General features: G+C 61.0%; 19 protein-coding genes. 11 read left to right on the top strand and 8 right to left on the bottom strand.

From position 1 onward, the window contains the following. Nucleotides 1-5 precede the first annotated feature (5 nt). Together D0544_RS13900 and D0544_RS13895 are read right to left on the bottom strand one after the other, a co-directional pair. The gene (locus D0544_RS13900) at nucleotides 6-332 is read right to left on the bottom strand and encodes a HesB/IscA family protein (protein ID WP_125017157.1); all 327 of its coding nucleotides are present in this window, start codon (nucleotides 330-332) and stop codon (nucleotides 6-8) included. 181 nt (nucleotides 333-513) lie between these two features. Then, nucleotides 514-1,377 carry an SIR2 family protein gene (locus D0544_RS13895; protein ID WP_125017155.1) on the bottom strand — a complete coding sequence of 288 codons (864 nt, stop codon included), beginning with the start codon at nucleotides 1,375-1,377 and terminating at the stop codon, nucleotides 514-516. Between the two features lie 225 nt (nucleotides 1,378-1,602). On the opposite strand from D0544_RS13895, the gene D0544_RS17435 reads away from it, so the two are divergent. Continuing rightward, nucleotides 1,603-1,728 (top strand): hypothetical protein, encoded by a 126-nt coding sequence (locus D0544_RS17435; RefSeq protein ID WP_279387276.1) that lies wholly within the window; start codon nucleotides 1,603-1,605, stop codon nucleotides 1,726-1,728. A gap of 37 nt (nucleotides 1,729-1,765) precedes the next feature. Here D0544_RS17435 and D0544_RS13890 read toward each other — a convergent pair whose 3' ends face one another. The 3 genes from D0544_RS13890 to D0544_RS13880 are packed head-to-tail and all read right to left on the bottom strand — an operon-like array spanning nucleotide 1,766 to nucleotide 6,451. After that, nucleotides 1,766-2,908, bottom strand: coding sequence for an osmoprotectant NAGGN system M42 family peptidase (locus D0544_RS13890; RefSeq protein ID WP_125017153.1), 1,143 nt, complete (start codon nucleotides 2,906-2,908; stop codon nucleotides 1,766-1,768). An 18-nt stretch (nucleotides 2,909-2,926) separates the two neighbouring features. Then, entirely contained in the window at nucleotides 2,927-4,669 is a 1,743-nt protein-coding gene (gene ngg / locus D0544_RS13885; RefSeq protein WP_125017151.1) for an N-acetylglutaminylglutamine synthetase, read from the bottom strand. Nucleotides 4,670-4,681: 12 nt separating this feature from the next. Next, entirely contained in the window at nucleotides 4,682-6,451 is a 1,770-nt protein-coding gene (locus D0544_RS13880) for an N-acetylglutaminylglutamine amidotransferase (protein ID WP_125017149.1), read from the bottom strand. A gap of 167 nt (nucleotides 6,452-6,618) precedes the next feature. On the opposite strand from D0544_RS13880, the gene D0544_RS13875 reads away from it, so the two are divergent. From D0544_RS13875 to D0544_RS13860, 4 genes are all read left to right on the top strand, one after another. Beyond that, nucleotides 6,619-7,098 (top strand): MarR family winged helix-turn-helix transcriptional regulator, encoded by a 480-nt coding sequence (locus tag D0544_RS13875; protein WP_125017147.1) that lies wholly within the window; start codon nucleotides 6,619-6,621, stop codon nucleotides 7,096-7,098. Between the two features lie 119 nt (nucleotides 7,099-7,217). Then, nucleotides 7,218-8,222, top strand: a complete 1,005-nt coding sequence (locus D0544_RS13870; protein WP_125017145.1) for an ABC transporter substrate-binding protein — start codon at nucleotides 7,218-7,220, stop codon at nucleotides 8,220-8,222. A 78-nt stretch (nucleotides 8,223-8,300) separates the two neighbouring features. Next, nucleotides 8,301-9,200 (top strand): ABC transporter permease, encoded by a 900-nt coding sequence (locus D0544_RS13865; RefSeq protein ID WP_125017142.1) that lies wholly within the window; start codon nucleotides 8,301-8,303, stop codon nucleotides 9,198-9,200. Further along, the gene (locus D0544_RS13860; RefSeq protein WP_243647341.1) at nucleotides 9,193-10,464 is read left to right on the top strand and encodes a quaternary amine ABC transporter ATP-binding protein; all 1,272 of its coding nucleotides are present in this window, start codon (nucleotides 9,193-9,195) and stop codon (nucleotides 10,462-10,464) included. The genes D0544_RS13865 and D0544_RS13860 overlap by 8 nt, the downstream gene beginning before the upstream one ends. A gap of 18 nt (nucleotides 10,465-10,482) precedes the next feature. Here the strand turns inward: D0544_RS13860 and D0544_RS13855 are convergent, their stop codons facing one another. Then, the gene (locus D0544_RS13855; RefSeq protein WP_125017138.1) at nucleotides 10,483-11,346 is read right to left on the bottom strand and encodes an NAD(+)--dinitrogen-reductase ADP-D-ribosyltransferase; all 864 of its coding nucleotides are present in this window, start codon (nucleotides 11,344-11,346) and stop codon (nucleotides 10,483-10,485) included. 242 nt (nucleotides 11,347-11,588) lie between these two features. Between D0544_RS13855 and nifH the strand changes: the two genes are divergently transcribed. The 6 genes from nifH (at nucleotide 11,589) to D0544_RS13825 (ending at nucleotide 16,657) form a co-directional block, all read left to right on the top strand. Next, nucleotides 11,589-12,473: a nitrogenase iron protein gene (gene nifH, locus D0544_RS13850; protein ID WP_125017136.1), complete on the top strand. Its 885-nt coding sequence runs from the start codon at nucleotides 11,589-11,591 to the stop codon at nucleotides 12,471-12,473. A 112-nt stretch (nucleotides 12,474-12,585) separates the two neighbouring features. After that, nucleotides 12,586-14,025: a nitrogenase molybdenum-iron protein alpha chain gene (nifD, locus tag D0544_RS13845; protein ID WP_125017134.1), complete on the top strand. Its 1,440-nt coding sequence runs from the start codon at nucleotides 12,586-12,588 to the stop codon at nucleotides 14,023-14,025. Between the two features lie 104 nt (nucleotides 14,026-14,129). Further along, the gene (nifK, locus tag D0544_RS13840; RefSeq protein ID WP_125017132.1) at nucleotides 14,130-15,701 is read left to right on the top strand and encodes a nitrogenase molybdenum-iron protein subunit beta; all 1,572 of its coding nucleotides are present in this window, start codon (nucleotides 14,130-14,132) and stop codon (nucleotides 15,699-15,701) included. A 53-nt stretch (nucleotides 15,702-15,754) separates the two neighbouring features. Next, on the top strand, nucleotides 15,755-15,961 hold the full coding sequence (gene nifT / locus D0544_RS13835; RefSeq protein WP_125017130.1) for a putative nitrogen fixation protein NifT: 207 nt from the start codon (nucleotides 15,755-15,757) through the stop codon (nucleotides 15,959-15,961). Between the two features lie 35 nt (nucleotides 15,962-15,996). Further along, nucleotides 15,997-16,191, top strand: coding sequence for a 4Fe-4S binding protein (locus D0544_RS13830; RefSeq protein WP_125017128.1), 195 nt, complete (start codon nucleotides 15,997-15,999; stop codon nucleotides 16,189-16,191). Nucleotides 16,192-16,258: 67 nt separating this feature from the next. Further along, nucleotides 16,259-16,657 carry a NifB/NifX family molybdenum-iron cluster-binding protein gene (locus D0544_RS13825; RefSeq protein ID WP_125017126.1) on the top strand — a complete coding sequence of 133 codons (399 nt, stop codon included), beginning with the start codon at nucleotides 16,259-16,261 and terminating at the stop codon, nucleotides 16,655-16,657. 377 nt (nucleotides 16,658-17,034) lie between these two features. Here the strand turns inward: D0544_RS13825 and D0544_RS13820 are convergent, their stop codons facing one another. Continuing rightward, nucleotides 17,035-17,508, bottom strand: a complete 474-nt coding sequence (locus D0544_RS13820; RefSeq protein ID WP_125017124.1) for a GNAT family N-acetyltransferase — start codon at nucleotides 17,506-17,508, stop codon at nucleotides 17,035-17,037. A 3-nt stretch (nucleotides 17,509-17,511) separates the two neighbouring features. Continuing rightward, nucleotides 17,512-18,420, bottom strand: a complete 909-nt coding sequence (locus D0544_RS13815) for a dienelactone hydrolase family protein (RefSeq protein WP_125017122.1) — start codon at nucleotides 18,418-18,420, stop codon at nucleotides 17,512-17,514. Nucleotides 18,421-18,449 lie beyond the last annotated feature (29 nt).

The following is an 18,449-nucleotide window of genomic DNA, read 5'->3' as shown; positions in this document are numbered from 1 at the left end:
TGGCGTCAGGCAGCGGATGATTTATTGCACCCGGCACAGGCCGGATCCTGGTTGGGATTGTCGAAGGTGAACCCTTTGCGGCCATCCTGCTCCACAAAGTCCACCCGCACTCCCTGCAAACGTGGAACACTCTCGTTATCAATAAAGAGTGACAGACCATGACTCTCCACCACCTGATCATCCTGGGCGGGCTGATCCTCGAGCCGGATCAGGTAGCGCAGACCGGAGCAGGGACTTCCCACCACCCCGACGCGCAGACCCGCGGCGGGATTGGGTCGGGCCGCCAGGGCGGCGCGGATGGTGCTCAGGGCGTGTTCGGTAAAGTGCAACATGACGACCCTCTCGGGGTTGGATTGATGTCATAAAGGCAGGAGCAAGGCCTATGCCAGCACTTCAAGACTGGCTCAGCACGTTGTTTTTGAAGGGTTTTTAATCGAGAAGACGGGACAGGCAGCGCCCGCTTGTCGGCTTTGCGACAGAGCGGCGGGCGCTCGGGGGGGCGGTCTGTCGTTTTTACGACAAGCAGGCCCTGGCCGAACCCGGGTTTGCCTGCAGGAAACGGGTGAAGCTGTTGAGGGGCTGTTCGATGATCTCCAGCGACATCCGCGCGCAGTAACGGCGCTCCTTGGGGCTGGGCTGCTCGAGAAAGACCCAACCCCTCGGCTGTGCGGCGCCGTAACTGATCTCGGTCACCAGCATACGCTCGGTATCCCGCCCCAGGGGAACCCCCATCAGCAGGTACTGCTTCTGCTGGCGATAGGTTTTGAGGGCGGGAGGAAGGGCGAATCCCCCCATCAACTCGGTCAGGTAATCCACGTAATCGGCATCGGATGCAATAAAGGAGGGCTCGGGCAGTGAGCAGCCGAGGGGCTTGAAGAGCACCGGCCAGGCGGGGTCGATCGCGCTGCTGTCGTCGATCTCCTCGTACTGCCCGCAATGGCCGCGGTAGAGCCGGTAGCGCAGGCCACTGCCCATGGTGCGCGCACAGCCTTTCACCAGCAGGTGCTCCTGTCCCCCATAGCTGTCCAACAGCTGGTGGTCGCGGTTGAGGTCCACCACCCAGGGCGGGGCCAGCTGTGCCAGGACATCGTGCAGGGGCGCCCGGGTCCAGGGCCGGCTGTAGAGTCCCGTCAGGAAGCGGGTCACCGCCGCCTGCCCCCGCCGTTGCTCCAGGTGCTGGGCCGCACGGGAGAACTCCACCATCAGGCGGGGCATCATCTCCCGCCCCTGGTTCATCGCCAGAATCAGGCTGCGGTTGTCGGCGGGCAGGGCGTCTCCGGTTTGGGGGTCGCGGGCCCCCGCCAGGGCTCCGGGTCCCAGCAGGGGAACCAGGCGGCCCGCCGTGAGGCCATCGCGCAGGAAATCGTAGTCGGTCATGGTCGTGCTCCTTGAGAAAACCTTCCCCGGTAATGCAAGAACCCATCCAACTGTCCGCCACCCGGCGGTCAGCGGTCCGACAATGGCCGCCGCATCGTTATCTGCACGGCATTATTTCCCGCTCTCTGGCTTATGAAATCAATACGTTAGGGTGTCGCAACCCGTGCCCGACCCAGGGGGTGGGCACGAAGGTGCCCCGCATTCACCCTACTAAGGAGGCATTCCATGCCAACCATCACATTTACTGCCAACAATGGCTTCGAGATCGAGAAAAAGGCCTGGGACGACCCGGCCCTACCGCTTGCCTGCCAGCCGACCCTGCGGGATGAGGAGGTGAAGATCTCCTACTAGACCCTCTTCCGGTCGCGGTTGGACGCCGGGCCGGAAATCACTCCTCCAGCGGGTCCCTGGAGGGATCTCCCGAGGGTTCGGCAAAGTCCTCCAGGGGACCGATGGCATGGCGATCGCGTTTGAACAGTGGGCCGCTTTGCATATAGAGCATCAGCAGTTTCGCGACCGCCGCCACGGAGTCCCGGTGGGTGCGCTCGTAGCCATGGGAGGCATCGAGGGCAAAACAGACCAGCGCCGTACGAATATCGTTACCGGCCTCCAGCGCCGAGGCGGCATCGCTGCGATAATAGCGAAACAGATCGCGGCTGTGCTCCACACCGTAATGTTCACACAGGCCCGTCAGGCTGCGGGTCAGGTACCAGTCAAAGGGGCCGGTTGAGTCCTGCATGGCGATGGTGGCTCCAAACTCGCTGGTGTTCTGTCCCGGAGCGAGGGTGCCGTTGTCCACCGCCACCAGCTCGGCCACATCTCCGTGCAGGATGTGTGAGGCCCCGGCCCCGGTCTCCTCGGAGATGGTAAACAGCAGGTGGCAATCCATCGGTAACGTCAGCCGGTGATCCACCACCGCCTTGACGGCGGCCAGCACCGCCGCCACCCCTGCCTTATCGTCGAGAAAACGGGAGACCCAGTAGCCGTTATCCATAAACTCCGGGGCGGGATCCACCGCCAGCATATCGCCGCAACGGATCCCCAGCGCCTCCAAATCCTGTTGGTTATGGACCGCCTCGTCGAGTCGCAGTTCGAGCTTCTGCCAGACGGATTCCTGGGTATCCACCTCACGGCCAAACACATGGCCCGAAGCCTTGAGTGGCAGCAGGGTGCCCCGGAAACGCGGCGTTCCCTCGTCACCATATAGGGTCACCCGCGCCCCTTCGGCCGAGCGTGCGGGCCATGTCCCCACCGGCGCCACTTCAAGGCGGCCATTGGCCTTCAGCCCTTTGACCATCGCACCCAGGGTATCCAGGTGGGCGGCAATCGCCCGGTCCGGCGTGTGCACCTGACCCGGCAGGTTGGCTCGAATCGCACCGCGCCGGGTAAGTTCATACTCGACCCCCAGGGCATCCAGGTGGTGACAGACCCGCTGCACCACCCCGTCGGTCATCCCGGTCGGGCTTGGCGTGTTCAGCAGCTCAAGCAGGGTCGACTGCAGGTAATCAAGATCAATCGGTAGGTTGCGCATCTAACTCTCCTCGCTCGCCTAACTTTCCGGATAGGCTTTGGTTTGCGGAAATAAAAGGTCGATAAATTTCTGGGCCGTGGGCTGGGGCTCATGGTTAGCCAGTCCGGGGCGCTCATTGGCCTCGATAAACACATAATCCGGGCCATCTATACGGGGCACCAGCAGGTCAAACCCCACCACCGGCATCTGTAACAGGCGGGCCGCTTCTACCGCCACCCGGCGCAGCTCAGGGTGGAGCTGTTCGGTAACATCGTGCAGGGTCCCCCCGGTATGCAGGTTGGCGGTCTTGCGCACCTGCAAGAGTTCCCCCTTGGGCAGGATTGAGGTGAGGCTTTTGCCCGCCTGCTCGATACAGCGCAGGGTCTCCTCATCGAGGGGGATAAAGCTCTCGCCCTGGGTCGCCGCTCGCCGCCGCCGGCTCAGCTTGGCGATCAGCTGCTCCACCCGATGCTGCCCATCGCCGCGAATCACCGCCGGCTCGCGCACCGCGGCGGCCACCACCTCATTGTCAATCACTACCACCCGCAGATCCTTGCCCTCCACAAACCCCTCGGCCAGCACCCGCTCGCCCAGCGCCGCGGCGGCGCTGTAGGCTCGGCGCACCTCGTCGGGCTGCCTGAGATCGACAAAAACACCGCTCCCCTGCTCCCCCCGGGCCGGCTTGATCACCATGCGCGAATGCTGCTCAAAAAAGGTTAGGGCCGCCTCCTCACTGTCGATTTCGCTCTGCGGGGGAACCGAGATTCCGGCACGACTGAGCAAACGGTGAGTCAACTGCTTATCGTCGCAGCGGCTGAGGGCGACTGCGCTGGTCAGGTCGGTCAGGGATTCGCGACAGCTGATGGTCCTGCCTCCCAGGCTGAGGTCAAACATACCCGCCTCGGCATCGATAATTTCGACCCCAATACCCCGTCGATAGGCCTCATCCACCAGGATCTGTGCGTAGACGTTGAGGGGGCGCGGATGACGGGGGCCCACATAGAGCACCTCGTTAATGGCGTTCTTGTTTTTGATGCAGTAGACCGGCACCTGATAGAAGCCCAGTTTGCTGTAAAGCTCGATCGCCTCGCTGTTATCGTGCATCACCGAGAGATCCATCAGGGCGCGACCGTCCTGTGCGAAGCGGTCCGCCAGGGCCACTACCAGGGAGGCCCCTACCCCGGGCAGCGGGGTTTGGGGGTCAACCGCCAGGGCCCAGAGGCTGCACCCATTATCGGGATCCGAAAACGCCCGGTAGTGGTCAACCCCGGTCACGCAACCGACAATTTGGCCACTGTTCTGGTCGCGGGCCACCAGCAGGTGCACCGCATCCAGCTCACGAAGCTGATCGAAATAGCCCTCCGACAGGGGCACCATCGAGCGGGCACGATAGATGCGGTTGATCGCCTGCAACTCCTCCTCCGCCCGCACCGGCTCAATACTGATGCCCGGAGCCATGGTCACCCTCCACCCCTTCTGGTTGAGGTTCAGGCGATAGGTCAGGGAGGGGTCAATAAAGAGTTTTCTCGGCTCTTTTGACACCACTACATGCGGGTCCCTCACATAGAGTGCTACATCTCGCGTGCCTGTCGTCTCCCTCTTAAGCTCCTTGGCAATGCGCTTGTTGGAGTCAAAGGTTTGGCCGAAGATAAGCCGCCCCCAACCGCAGTTTACAACGCACTCCTGACGCAACGCCTCGGCGGTGCCGGAGGGAAGCTTTCCCCAGCTTTTGAGTGAAGACATCTGCTCGATTCGTTTTTCAAATAGCTTGTCAGACACCATTTTCCTTTCCTCCTACAGACCCTGGGCCTGCAACCAAAGCTCCAGCAATGCCACCTGCCATAACTTGGATCCGCGCAGCGGCGTAATATGTCGACTGGGATCCTGTAACAGGGTGTCCAGATAGTCCCGCTGGTAGATTCCCCGTTCACGACAGCGCTGAGAGTTGAGGGCATCCTTGACGTAGTCGAGGTAGGGGCCCTGAATGTATTTCAGCGCAGGCACCGGGAAGTAGCCTTTGGGACGGTCGATCACGGCGGAGGGGATCACCTGGCGCGCCGCCTCCTTCAACACCCACTTCCCCCCGTCACGCACCTTGAGGTCGGCCGGAACCCGCGCCGCCAGCTCCACCAGCTCGTGGTCAAGGAAGGGGACCCTAGCCTCCAGCCCCCAGGCCATGGTCATGTTATCAACCCGCTTGACCGGGTCCTCAACCAGCATCACGGTGGTATCCAGGTGCAACGCCTTGTCGATCGCCCGCTCTCCGTCGGGCTGCATAAAGCGCTTGGCAACAAAATCGGTGGCATGGTCGGAACGAAGGAATTCACGGTTCACTGTTTGTGAATACTCTTCGTAATCACGATCCATGAAGAGACGGCAGTAATCCTGCACTGGGTTCTGGCTGTCGCACAGGGGCGGGTACCAGTGGTAGCCGCCGAATACCTCGTCGGCCCCCTGCCCCGATTGCACCACCTTGTGGGACTTCACGACCTCCTGTGACAGCAGGTAAAAGCCGATGTTGTCGTAGCTGACCATCGGTTCCGACATGGCAGCGATGGTGGCCGGCAGGTTTTCCAGCAGACGGCTGGAGGGGATCTCGATCCGGTGGTGATCGGTACCGAAGTGCTGAGCGATCAGGTCGGAGTACTGGAACTCATCCCCCTTCTCGCCACCGGCGCTCTCAAAACCGACCGAGTAGGTGGCCAGCCCCTGCTGCCCTGCCTCCGCGAGCAGTCCTACGATCAGGCTGGAGTCGAGTCCGCCCGACAGCAGAACCCCCACCGGCACATCAGCCACCATGCGGCGCTTCACCGCTTTGCGCAAGGCGGTCAGCACACGCTCCTGCCACTCGCCGGCCTCAATGCCCCGATCATCCTCGCGCGCCCCCACCCGCAGCGACCAGTAGCGGTGGGTTTCGAATTCACCGTCCGGCTGGTAGACCCTGAGGGTTCCCGGTTCCAGCTTGCGCACACCCTGCATCAGGGTCCTGGGGGCCGGCACCACGGCGTGAAAACTCAGGTAATGGTTAAGCGCTACCGGGTCGATGCGGGTGTCGACCTCCCCCCCCGCCAGCAGGGCCGGAAGGGTCGATGCAAAGGCCACCCGCCCGGGGGACTCTGCCAGGTAAAGCGGCTTGATACCCAGACGATCCCGCGCCATCACCAGACGGCCGCTGTCGCGCTCATGGATCACAAAGGCGAACATACCGTTAAAGCGCTGCACACAGTCCGTATTCCAGGCGTGGTAGGCCTTTAGAATCACTTCGGAGTCGCCATCGGAGAAGAATCGATAGCCGAGGGCCTCCAGCTCACCCCGCAACTCGCGGTAGTTGTAGATGCAGCCGTTGAACACCAGGTCCAGGCCCAACTCGGCATCCACCATCGGCTGCTGTGCATGCTCACTGAGGTCGATCACCTTCAGGCGCCTATGCCCCATCGCCAGGCCGTTGCGTTGCAGCACCCCCTGCCCATCGGGCCCGCGGGGTTCAAGGGTGCGAACCATCCGCTCGACGCTGGCTAGATCGATACTCTGGTGCGGGGAGAAAATCCCGGCAATACCACACATAACAACTCCTCCATCTAATGAATCCTGTTTGGCAGGGCATGGCCTTGCCTAGTGGGGCGCATATTATTACACTTCTAATCATTAGACCTCAAATTAATTATACAATGGCTCAGCGTATGCAACCCCGATATAATTCCCTTTCAACATTTCCCAAGGATGACCAATCCATGCTCGAAGCCCAATACTGGCCGGAGGTACTGATCTCTCTGCGCCGCATCATCCGTGCAACCGACCTGCAATCGAAGCGCATGTCCAAAGAGTGCGGACTGACAATCCCGCAGGTGATGGTACTGCGGGCCATCCACACCCTGGGCGATGTCACGGTCAAGCGCATCTCGGACGATGTGTTCCTTAGCCAGGCCACGGTAACCACCATCCTCAACCGCCTTGAGGACCGCAAACTGGTAGCTCGCATCCGTGCCCAGAGCGACAAGCGAATCGTCAATGCACGCCTCACCGAGGCAGGTGCCGAACTCCTCCATAAGGCTCCCCCCCTGCTGCACGAGAAGTTTATCGAGCGCTTCGAGGGTCTCGACACCTGGGAAAAGACCCAGATCCTCTCCTCGTTGCAACGGGTTGCCACCATGATGGACGCGGAGTCGATCGATGCCGCCCCTCTACTCGACATCGCCCCGCAAGCCTTCTGAGACCCCACCTGGCTCCTGAGCCACCACTGTAATAGCGTCGATTGATTTGATCTCAAATGTTTACAGCATTAAACTATTTGCGATCCATAATCCGTTATTCATTAACTCAGGAAGCATCTATGAAGAGATTTTCACTTGCGGCCGGCATCATCTGTGCCAGCCTGGCCAGCAGCTCGGCCCTGGCTGCCGAGTGCGGCAGGGTTACCATCGCCGACATGAACTGGAACTCGGCCTCCCTGATCGCCAACGTCGATCGTTTCATCCTCGAACACGGGTTCGGCTGTGATGCCGAGCTGGTACCGGGCGACACCATGCCCACCGGCACCTCCATGATCGAAAAGGGACAACCCGATATCGCGCCGGAACTCTGGAGCAACTCCATGAAGGCGGCCCTGGAGAAAGGGGTCTCGGAGCAACGCCTGCGGATCGCCGGCAAATCCCTCACCGATGGGGGAGAAGAGGGCTTCTGGGTACCCAAGTACATGGTGGACAAGGACCCCAGCCTGGCGACCATCCAGGGGGTCATCGCCAACGCCAAGCTGTTCAAGCACCCGGAAGACCCCAGTCTCTCCGCCCTCTACGGCTGCCCCGCGGGCTGGAACTGCCAGATCACCTCGGGCAATGAATTCCGGGCGCTGAAGCTGGCCGATGCCGGCTTTGAGCTGATCGATCCGGGTTCAGGTGCCGGTCTGGCCGGTGCCATCGCCCGCGCCTACGAGCGTGAGCAACCCTGGGTAGGTTACTACTGGGCGCCGACGGCGATCCTTGGTAAGTACGAGATGGTGAAGGTGGATTTCGGCTCTGGCGTTAAAGAGCAGCATTTCCTCGACTGCATCTCCAAGGCCGATTGCGAAAACCCGCAGGTCACCATGTGGCCACCCTCTCCGGTGCACACTGTGACCACCGAGGAGTTTGCCAGCAAGGCCTCCGGTGGTTACGACTACCTGACCAAGCGCTCCTTCACCAACGCGCGCATGAACCAGTTGCTGGCGTGGATGGAAGACAACCAGGCGGACGGAGAGATTGCCATGGAGCATTTCCTCACCAGCTACCCCGATATGTGGCAACAGTGGCTCCCCGCTGACGCCGCCAAGCGTGTTCAGGACGCCCTCGCAGCCCTGTAACACCTGACACGGCGCCCCTCCCGGCGGGCGCCGTTCTATCCCTCCGGCCTTTTTACCCTATCAATAAAGGTTATTGTTATGGCTGAGACCTCCTGGCTCTCCAAATTTCCAGAAATGGAGCGGAGCGACCTGGTCGCTATCCGCAAATCCCTCGACGGCGCCTACCGTGACTTTTCACGGGAATACGGCGACCTGATCGAATCCTTTTTCGACCCCCTGCTGAGTTTCCTGGTCTGGTTTGAACGCCTCCTGCTGGACGCCCCCTGGCTGCTGGTGATTGCCGCTATTGTCGGCCTCAGCTACGCCGCCAGCCGCTCCTGGAAGCTCTGCCTCGGGGTAGTGGTCTCCCTGTTGCTGATCGGTTACTTCGGCATGTGGGAAAACACCATGCGTACCCTCAGCATCATTACCGTCTGTACCCTGCTGGCGATTGTGCTGGGTATCCCTATCGGTATCTCGATGGCGCGCTCGGACCGGGTGCAATCGGCCGTCACTCCGGCCCTCGATATCATGCAAACCATGCCCGCCTTCGTTTACCTGATTCCGGTAGTGATGCTGTTGGGCATCGGTAAAATTCCCGGCGTGATCGCGGTCGTGATCTACGCCATTCCTCCCGTCATCCGCCTCACCAACCTCGGTATCCGCCTGGTGGACAAGGAGGTACTGGAAGCGGCCACCGCTTACGGCGCCAGCCCCCGCCAACGCCTGTTCGGGGTACAGCTGCCGCTGGCCATGCCAACCATCATGGCCGGCATCAACCAGACCATCATGATGGCGCTGGCGATGGTAGTGATCGCCTCCATGATCGGTGTCAAGGGGTTGGGGCAACCGGTCCTCAAGTCCATCACCAACCAGTACTTTACCCTGGGTCTCTTTAATGGACTGGCAATCGTCGCCCTGGCGATCATCTTCGATCGCGTATCCCAGGCCTACGCCAAGCGCGCGCAGAAACATTTGGGAGGGGCCCACAGTGTCTGATACCAACCCTCAAACCCTGATCGAGATAAAAGGCCTTTACAAGGTGTTCGGCGAACGCTCCCATGAGGTGATGAATAAGGTTCGTGAAGGGCTCAGCAAAGATGACATTTTATCGCAAACCGGCCATACCGTTGGCCTGAGAGACATCAACCTGTCGATCAACAAGGGGGAGATCTTTGTCATCATGGGCCTTTCCGGCTCCGGCAAGTCGACCCTTATCCGCCATTTCAACCGCCTGATCGACCCCACCGAGGGGCAGATCCTGGTGGAGGGCACTGATGTCATGCGCCTCTCCATCAAAGAGCTTGAGCAATTTCGGCGTCACAAGATGTCGATGGTGTTTCAGCGCTTCGGCCTCATGCCCCATAACAGTGTGATCGATAACGTGGCCTACGGCCTCAAAGTGCAGGGTATCGATAAAAAGGAGCGCCTGCAGAAGGCGGCCCAGTGGCTCGACACCGTAGGGCTGGGAGGCTACGAGGAGCAATATCCGTCGCAGCTTTCCGGTGGTCAGCAGCAGCGGGTAGGCCTGGCGCGCGCGCTCTGTACCGATGCCGAGATCCTGCTGATGGACGAGGCCTTCTCGGCCCTCGATCCATTGATCCGCAGTGAGATGCAGGACCAGTTGATCGAGCTGCAGGAGAGCCTGCACAAGACCATCATCTTCATCACCCACGACCTCGATGAAGCCCTGCGCCTGGGGGATCGTATTGCCATCCTCAAGGATGGCGAGCTGGTGCAGGAGGGGACGCCGGTGGATATCCTGCTGCACCCCGCAACCGACTACGTCGAGGCCTTCGTCAAGGATGTCAACCGCGCCCGCGCGCTGACGGTTGAGACGGTCATGCAACCGCCCGCCTACCGCATTACGGCCAACACCATTGGTGAGGCGCTCAAGCAGATGAAGAAGCTCCCCCACGACTTCGGCTACTACGTCAGCGATGAGGGGTACCAGGGAATCATCACCCAGGAGACCCTGGAGCAGGCGGCCCGCGAGAACAGCCAGCAGCCGATCGACGAGGAGCACTACGAGGAGGTACCGCACATCTCCCCGGACTCACTCCTTGAGGCGGTCATTCCCGACACCCTCGACAACGACTACCCATTGCCGGTGGTGGACGAGGAGGGAGAGCTGATGGGCGAACTCTCCCGCTCCGACCTGGTGGAGGTGCTGAGCGACGGCAGCAACAGTAGCGTGGAGGAGAATCCGGAGGAGGAGCGCAAGCCCCGGGACAAGGATCAGGAAGACGCCAGGAGCGCCTGAGGCAGAGTCCCGCCCTCTCTAGAGCACCCAGTCTTCGATGGCGTACAGGCCACCGATCACCAGGTGCTCCCCCTCCCCCTTCAGCAGACCGGGAAACAGGCTATCGTGGCAAACCAGCTTCTGCCGCGGTACCTGTACCCGCATCACCCGGTCACCAAACTCCGAGGCCCGCTCCAGCTCGCGGGAAAAGGAGTTGAGGTTAGTCAGCAGCACCACCGGCTGCCCCGCCCCGTTGACCCCCACCTGCTCGAGGGCCTCGGCGCGGTTAATGCCTCGATAGAGGTACAGAGGCTCCGCACCCGACTGCGCCAACTCGTACTGGCAAAAGCTGTAGAGCAGATCAAGCTGCGCCTCAAGCGCGTTGGTGTTGTAGAGGCCCCGTGCCCGCGCCTCCAGATAGCCCCGATAAGTGTCGCCGCTGAAATCGCGGATGCTCCCACGGTGGTAACGCGGCAGCAGGCCAAAGCGGGATTCCACCCAGGCCTTCATCACCGCCCCCTCCCGGCTGTCGGTATCGAACAGCCAACCCCGGAGGGTCCGTCGCCAGGTGGCCTTGGGACGTCCGGACGCCCCCGCCACATAGCCCGCTGCTTCGGGGTCGTCGAGGCAGAAATGCACATCCAGGTAATCGATAAACTGCTGCTGGCGCTGGAGCGGATCAGTCAATCGCTGCAAGCGCTCAAAGAGATCCCTGTGCAGCGCCTGCACGCCGTCCAGATAGAGCGGTGCCGGCTGCTGCTGGAAACCGAGCCCGCCGAGAATCACCGCCGGCAGGTTACAACGGTTGATCGGCAGGTAGGCATTGGCGGGTAACCGACACAGGCTCTGTCCCGCGCCCGTCGGTGCCCCCCCGGGCGACCGTTGCTCCCGCTGCCCACTCATCTATTCCCCTCCCTGCTGCAGATTATCGCCCGATCCGGCCCCGGTTTTGTCGTCATTAACCCTACAGGATTTCCAGCTTTGTCGCATACCCACCAGAACAAAAGAGGCCAGAGCCTTCCTTACAAAAACTTTTTTTCTACTTTTACATCAACAACTTAAAACTATTTTAAGCGACTTGGCACAGGCGTTGCCCTAGCACTATCGGACCTTATAGGAAACCCGTTGCTTAAAGGAGACTGAACATGACACTGCGTCAATGTGCAATTTACGGTAAGGGTGGTATCGGTAAATCCACCACCACACAAAACCTCGTCGCTGCGTTGGCGGAGGCGGGCAAGAAAGTAATGATCGTCGGTTGCGACCCCAAGGCGGACTCCACCCGCCTGATCCTCCACTCCAAGGCCCAAACCACCGTGATGGAGAAGGCCGCCGAGCTGGGCACCGTGGAAGACCTGGAGCTTGAAGATGTGCTCTCGGTTGGCTACGGCGATGTTAAGTGTGTCGAGTCCGGCGGTCCTGAACCGGGTGTTGGCTGCGCGGGTCGCGGGGTGATTACCGCGATCAACTTCCTCGAGGAGGAGGGCGCCTACGAAGAGGACCTGGATTTTGTCTTCTACGACGTGCTGGGTGACGTGGTCTGCGGTGGTTTTGCCATGCCGATCCGAGAAAACAAGGCGCAGGAGATCTACATCGTCTGCTCCGGCGAGATGATGGCGATGTACGCCGCCAACAACATCTCCAAAGGCATCGTCAAGTACGCCAGCTCCGGTAGCGTGCGCCTGGCGGGCCTGATCTGTAACTCCCGTAACACCGACCGCGAGGATGAGCTGATCGAAGCGCTGGCCGCCAAGATCGGCACCCAGATGATCCACTTCGTGCCCCGCGACAACGTGGTCCAGCACGCCGAGATCCGTCGCATGACCGTGATCGAGTACGACCCCAACTGTAACCAGGCGGATGAGTACCGGGCCCTGGCCCGCAAGGTGATCGACAACACCCTGTTTGTGGTTCCCAACCCCTGCACCATGGACGAGCTCGAGGACCTGCTGATGGAGTTCGGCATCATGGAAGTCGAGGACGAGTCGATCGTTGGCAAGACCGCCGCCGAGCTGGCTGCCGAGGGTTAAGCGCCTCCATGGCCTATTGATGGTGTGACCTCGTAACCGGATCCACAGGTTACGAGAATGCCTCACATCAAGGGTTATTTGCGAACACAGGTTTAAACGAAGGTACGCTATTATGTCGAGTTTACATGTTGAAGAGACCAAAGCGCTGATCGAAGAGGTGCTTGAGGTCTACCCTGAAAAGGCGCGGAAGGACCGTGCCAAACACCTGGCCGTGGCAGAGCCCGGCCAGGAGACCAAGGGCTGCATCACCTCCAACCGCAAGGCTTTGCCCGGTGTCCTCACCAACCGGGGCTGTGCCTACGCCGGCTCCAAGGGGGTAGTGTGGGGTCCCATCAAGGACATGATCCACATCTCCCACGGACCGGTGGGTTGTGGCCAATATTCCCGCGCCGGGCGTCGTAACTACTACGTTGGTACCACCGGCGTGGACAGCTACGGCACCATGAACTTCACCTCCGATTTCCAGGAGAAGGACATCGTCTTCGGCGGTGACAAGAAACTGGCCACGCTGATCGACGAAATCGAGCAGCTGTTTCCCCTCAACAAGGGGATCTCGGTACAGTCGGAGTGCCCGATCGGTCTTATCGGTGACGATATCGAGGCGGTCGCCAAAAGCAAATCCGCCGAGCTTGGCAAACCGGTGGTACCGGTGCGCTGCGAAGGCTTCCGCGGTGTTTCCCAGTCCCTTGGACACCACATCGCCAACGATGCGGTCCGTGACTGGGTACTGTCGGAAGATCACAAGCGCGAAGTCGGTCCCTACGATGTCGCCCTCATCGCCGACTACAACATCGGCGGGGATGCCTGGTCCTCCCGTATCCTGCTGGAAGAGATGGGCCTCAACGTGGTCACCCAGTGGTCCGGGGATGGCACCCTCAACGAGGTGCAGAACAACGTCAACGTCAAGCTGAACCTGCTGCACTGCTACCGCTCCATGAACTACCTGGCGCGCCACATGGAGGAGAAGTACGACATCCCCTGGGTGGAGTTCAACTTCTTCGGCCCCACCAAAACCGAGGAGAGCCTGCGCAAGATCGCCAGCTTCTTCGACGAGACCATCCAGGCCAACGCCGAGCAGGTGATCGCCAAGTACAAGGCCCAGACCCAGGCCATCATCGACAAGTACCGTCCCCGCCTCGAAGGCAAGCGGGTGATGCTCTATGTCGGCGGCCTGCGTCCCCGTCACACCATCGGTGCTTACCAGGACCTGGGGATGGAGGTGGTGGGTACCGGCTACGAGTTCGGTCATAACGACGATTACGAGCGCACCCTGGAAGACCTCAGCAACGCCACCCTGCTGTACGACGATGTCACCGGCTTCGAGTTCGAGGAGTTCGTCAAGGCGATCAAGCCCGACCTGATCGGCGGTGGTATCAAGGAGAAGTACATCTTCCAGAAGATGGGTATCCCCTTCCGCCAGATGCACTCCTGGGATTATTCCGGCCCCTATCACGGCTACGACGGCTTCGCCATCTTCGCCCGCGATATGGACATGACCCTCAACAACCCCTGCTGGAAGGAGCTGACTGCGCCCTGGAAAAAGAGCGCCTGATCGGTGAGCACCACTAACGCGACTGCCCCTGGAGGCAGAAATATCTGCCGCATTTTCACTACCGTCGTCCGTCCACATCAGAGTGGCGCGATGGGGAGGTTAACATGAGTCAAACTGCAGACAACGTAAAACCCTGCTATCCGCTGTTCCAACAGCCGGAGTATCAGGAGCTGCTGGCCCGCAAGAAAGCCAGCATGGAAGACCCCGCCGCCGATGCTAAGGTGAAGGAGATCTTCGACTGGACCACCAGCGAGGAGTACCAGGAGATCAACTTCGCCCGCAAGGCGCTCACCATCGACCCGGCCAAGGCCTGCCAACCCCTGGGGGCGGTCCTCTGCGCCCTGGGCTTTGAAAAGACCCTGCCCTACGTGCACGGTTCCCAGGGCTGCGTGGCCTACTTCCGCACCTACTTCAACCGTCACTTCAAAGAGCCGGTGATGACCGTATCCGACTCCATGACCGAGGATTCGGCGGTGTTCGGCGGCCAGCAAAACATGAAGGATGGTCTCGAAAACGCCAACGCGCTCTACAAGCCGGAGATCATTGCCGTCTCCACCACCTGCATGGCGGAAGTGATCGGCGACGACCTTAACGCTTTCATCGGCAACGCCAAGAAGGAGGGCCATATCCCCGTCGATATGCCCACCCCTTTCGCCCATACCCCAAGCTTCGTGGGCAGCCACACCAATGGCTGGGATGGCATGTTTGAAGGCTTCGCCCGCACCTTTACCCTCAACGATATGGAGGGCAAGGAGGTCGGCAGTAGCGGCAAGCTCAACCTGGTACCCGGTTTCGAAACCTACCTCGGCAACTACCGTGTGCTCAAGCGCATGATGGCCGATATGGGGGTAGAGGCCAGCCTGCTGAGTGACCCCAGCGAAGTGCTCGACACCCCGGCCGATGGCAAGTACCGCATGTACGAGGGGGGCACCACCCAGGCCGAAATCAAGGAGGCACCCAACGCCATCGACAGCCTGTTGCTGCAGCCCTGGGCGCTGACCAAAACCAAGAAGTTCGTGCAGACCACCTGGAAGCAGCCCGCTACCGCCATCGACTACCCGATGGGGCTGGCGGCCACCGACCGCTTCCTGATGACCGTCTCCGAACTGACCGGCAAAGAGATCCCGGAAAGCCTGGCACTGGAGCGGGGCCGCCTGGTGGACATGATGCAGGACTCCCACACCTGGCTGCACGGCAAGAAGTTCGCGATCTACGGTGACCCCGACTTCGTGATGGGGCTGGCCAGGTTCCTGCTGGAGCTGGGGGCAGAGCCTTCCATCATCCTCTGCCAGAACGGCAACAAGCGTTTTGCCAAGGCCTTGCAGAGCGTACTAGACGCCTCCCCCTTTGGCGCCCAGTGCGAGATCCACATTGGCAAAGACCTGTGGCACCTGCGCTCGCTGCTGTTCACCAACAAGCCGGACTTCGTTATCGGCAACTCCTACGGCAAGTTCCTGCAGCGCGACACCCTCGCCAAGGGCAAGGAGTTCGAAGTACCACTGATCCGCCTCGGCTTCCCGATCTTTGATCGTCACCACCTGCACCGCCAGACCACCCTCGGGTATGAAGGCGCCATGCAGGTATTGACCACCCTGGTCAATTCGGTGCTCGAAAAGCTTGACGCCGAAACCATGGAGATCGGTGTTACTGACTACAACTTCGACCTGGTCCGCTAGGCGTCTGTGCCCCTCTCTCCTTCGCGGGAGAGGGGCATCACAAGGAGAAGCCCATGCCCAGCGTAATGCTCAGGGAAAATGAAGGCCAACTCTCCCTCTATATCGCCAAGAAAGATCTCGAGGCGATGGTGGTTTCACTGGAACACGACAGCAGTGACCACTGGGGAGGACGGATCGAACTGGACGACGGCAGCGCCTGGTACCTCGATCCGATGGACAAACCCAAACTGCCTAAAACCGTACGGGTGCGCCGGGCCTAGGGCCGGCCATCCACTCTACCGACGAGGAGAAAATCATGGCACTGAAAATCATTGAAGACGAATGCATCTCCTGTGGCGACTGCGTACCGGAGTGCCCCACGGAGTCCATCACCGAAAGCCTGGTGGCCTTCAAGATCAAGGCCGACAGCTGCACAGAATGTGAGGGAGAATCGGATAAGCCCAAGTGCGTGCTTATCTGCCCGATCGACGACTGCATCATCGCCGCTTGAGAAACACCAACCCTACCGCCATGGATCCGCCCTCCGGCACCATGGCGGGGACCAGAGGAGACGACCGATGACCCGCGATACCTTCCAGTTCACCATCGCCTTTGCCACCAATGGTGGCGACCTGATCGATGGGCACTTCGGTAGCTGCACACAGTTTGATATCTACCGCTTCGACAGCACGCGGATCGAGTTTGTTGAGAGCCGCCCGGCGCTATCGGTCGGGGGTGTGGAAAAGAACAAGGTGCGGGCCGATCAGCTGGACGACTGCCAGCTGTTATACGTCGCCTCCATCGGCGGACCCGCCGCCGCCAAGGTGATCCGCCAGGGTATCCACCCCCTCAGGGACAGCCAACAAACACCCATCGACCAGGCGCTACTGAGCCTGCAGGCCGTGGTCGCGACCAACCCGCCACCCTGGATGGCCAAACAGATGGGGCTACACCCCCGGGCCGAGGCCTGCGCGTGATAACCCCTTCATGGATGTTCTCTGCGTAAGCACTTGGGGCCTCCGGCCCCCTTTTTATGCCCAGGGACGGGAGGTATGGCGCGAGAGCCAGGGATGGCGACAGCGCCGCAGGAGGATCGGGCCGATAGCTGCGCTCCTGCGCAATCGCCACTCCCCACCTCCTTGTGGGTCGTACGCCGCGTGGCCATGGATGGCCAAAAGCGGTGTTGGCCCAGCCTGCTGGGTGTTCGCCTTTAATGGCGGCAACGCCTTATGCCCAGGGACGGGCGGTATTGCGCGAGAGCCAGGGACGGCAACAGCGCCGCAGGATGAACGGGCCGATAGCTGCGCTCCTGCGCAATCGGCACTCCCCGGAAGCGTCTGGCCGGTCAATACGCCTACCGGCCCGGGCGCAGCATCTCGATGTGGGGGATACCATCCTCCTCGTAGGGCTCGCCCACCACCTCGAAACCAAAGCCGCGGTAGAACCCCTTCAGGTAGAGCTGGGCCGAGATACGAATCGCCGCCCCCGGGTACTGGGCCTCAACGCGGGCAACTCCTTCGGCGGTCAGTGCCCGCCCCACCCCCTGGCCACGCACAGAAGCAGCCGTCACCACTCGCCCAACTGAGGGTTCCTCATAATTAACGCCAGGAAAAACCACCCGCAGATAGGCCACCAACTCACGGGCATCCCCCTCTCCTCGCCAGCCACCGAGATGCCAGGCTGTCGCGTCGAGGCCATCGGCATCCTGATAGGGGCAGTTCTGTTCCACCACAAACACCGCCTGCCGCAGCCGCAAGATGGCGTAGAGCGATTCCCGCTCCAGCCCCGTCCAGGGACTCCACTGCCAATCAACCCCTTCACCCGCCATGGATCACCCCAGGTGCTGGTTAAAGAAGGCCAGGGTCCGCTCCCAGGCGAGCTCGGCCGCCGCTTCGTTGTAGCGCCCGGTGGAGTCGTTGTGGAAACCGTGACTCACATCGGGATAGATATGCACCTGGTAGTCCACCTGGTAGCGTTTGAGATCGCTTTCATAGTCCGGCCAGGTGGCGTTGACCCGCTCATCCAACCCCGCCAGCTGGATCAACAAGGGGGCCTTGATGTTGCTGCGCAACTCGGCCGCTGCCGGAGTGCCATAGAAGGGTACTCCGGCATTAAGATCGTCTCCCATGGTCGCAGCCAGCATATTGGTGATGTAACCGCCGAAGCAAAACCCCACCACGCCCAACTTGCCACTGCTGCGCTCATGGCCCTTGAGGAAGTGGGCAGCGGCGATGAAATCCTGTTCGATCCTGCCCCGGTCCATCGACTTCTGCAGCGTGCGACCCTCGTCATCGTTACCGGGGTAGCCCCCCAGAGGGTAGAGGGCGTCCGGGGCAAAGGCGATGAGGCCAGCTTTCGCGAGGCGCCTTGCCACGTCCTCGATATAGGGATTAAGGCCCCGGTTTTCATGTACCACCAACACCACCGGCCCCCTGGCGGCCAGTGCGGTTGGTAGCACCAGGTAGCCGCGTCCCTCGCCGTGCCCCAGGGGGGAGTCGAAGGTGACGTACTCGGCCCGGATCGCCGGATCATTGAAGGAGACCTGCTCGGCCAGCGCGTAGTTGGGTAGCAGCGCCGAGGACAACATACTGAGGGTAAGGGTGGCGGTGACCAGGGTCGAGAGGCGCGCCATAAAGGTTCGCCGGTCGATCACCCCATGGGCGTACTCGTCATACCAGTCGAAGGCTTCCTGGGGAATGGGTTGCAAGGGGGTCAGGTTCTGCGCCTGGGCATTAGACATAACAACCTCACATTTTGTGTTGACTAAAT

Origin of the sequence: Aestuariirhabdus litorea, assembly GCF_003864255.1 — a bacterium.
GTDB classification, from domain to species: Bacteria; Pseudomonadota; Gammaproteobacteria; order Pseudomonadales; family Aestuariirhabdaceae; genus Aestuariirhabdus; species Aestuariirhabdus litorea.
The sequence above is the reverse complement of the archived record's forward strand: the minus strand, read 5'-3'. Positions and strand labels throughout refer to the sequence as shown.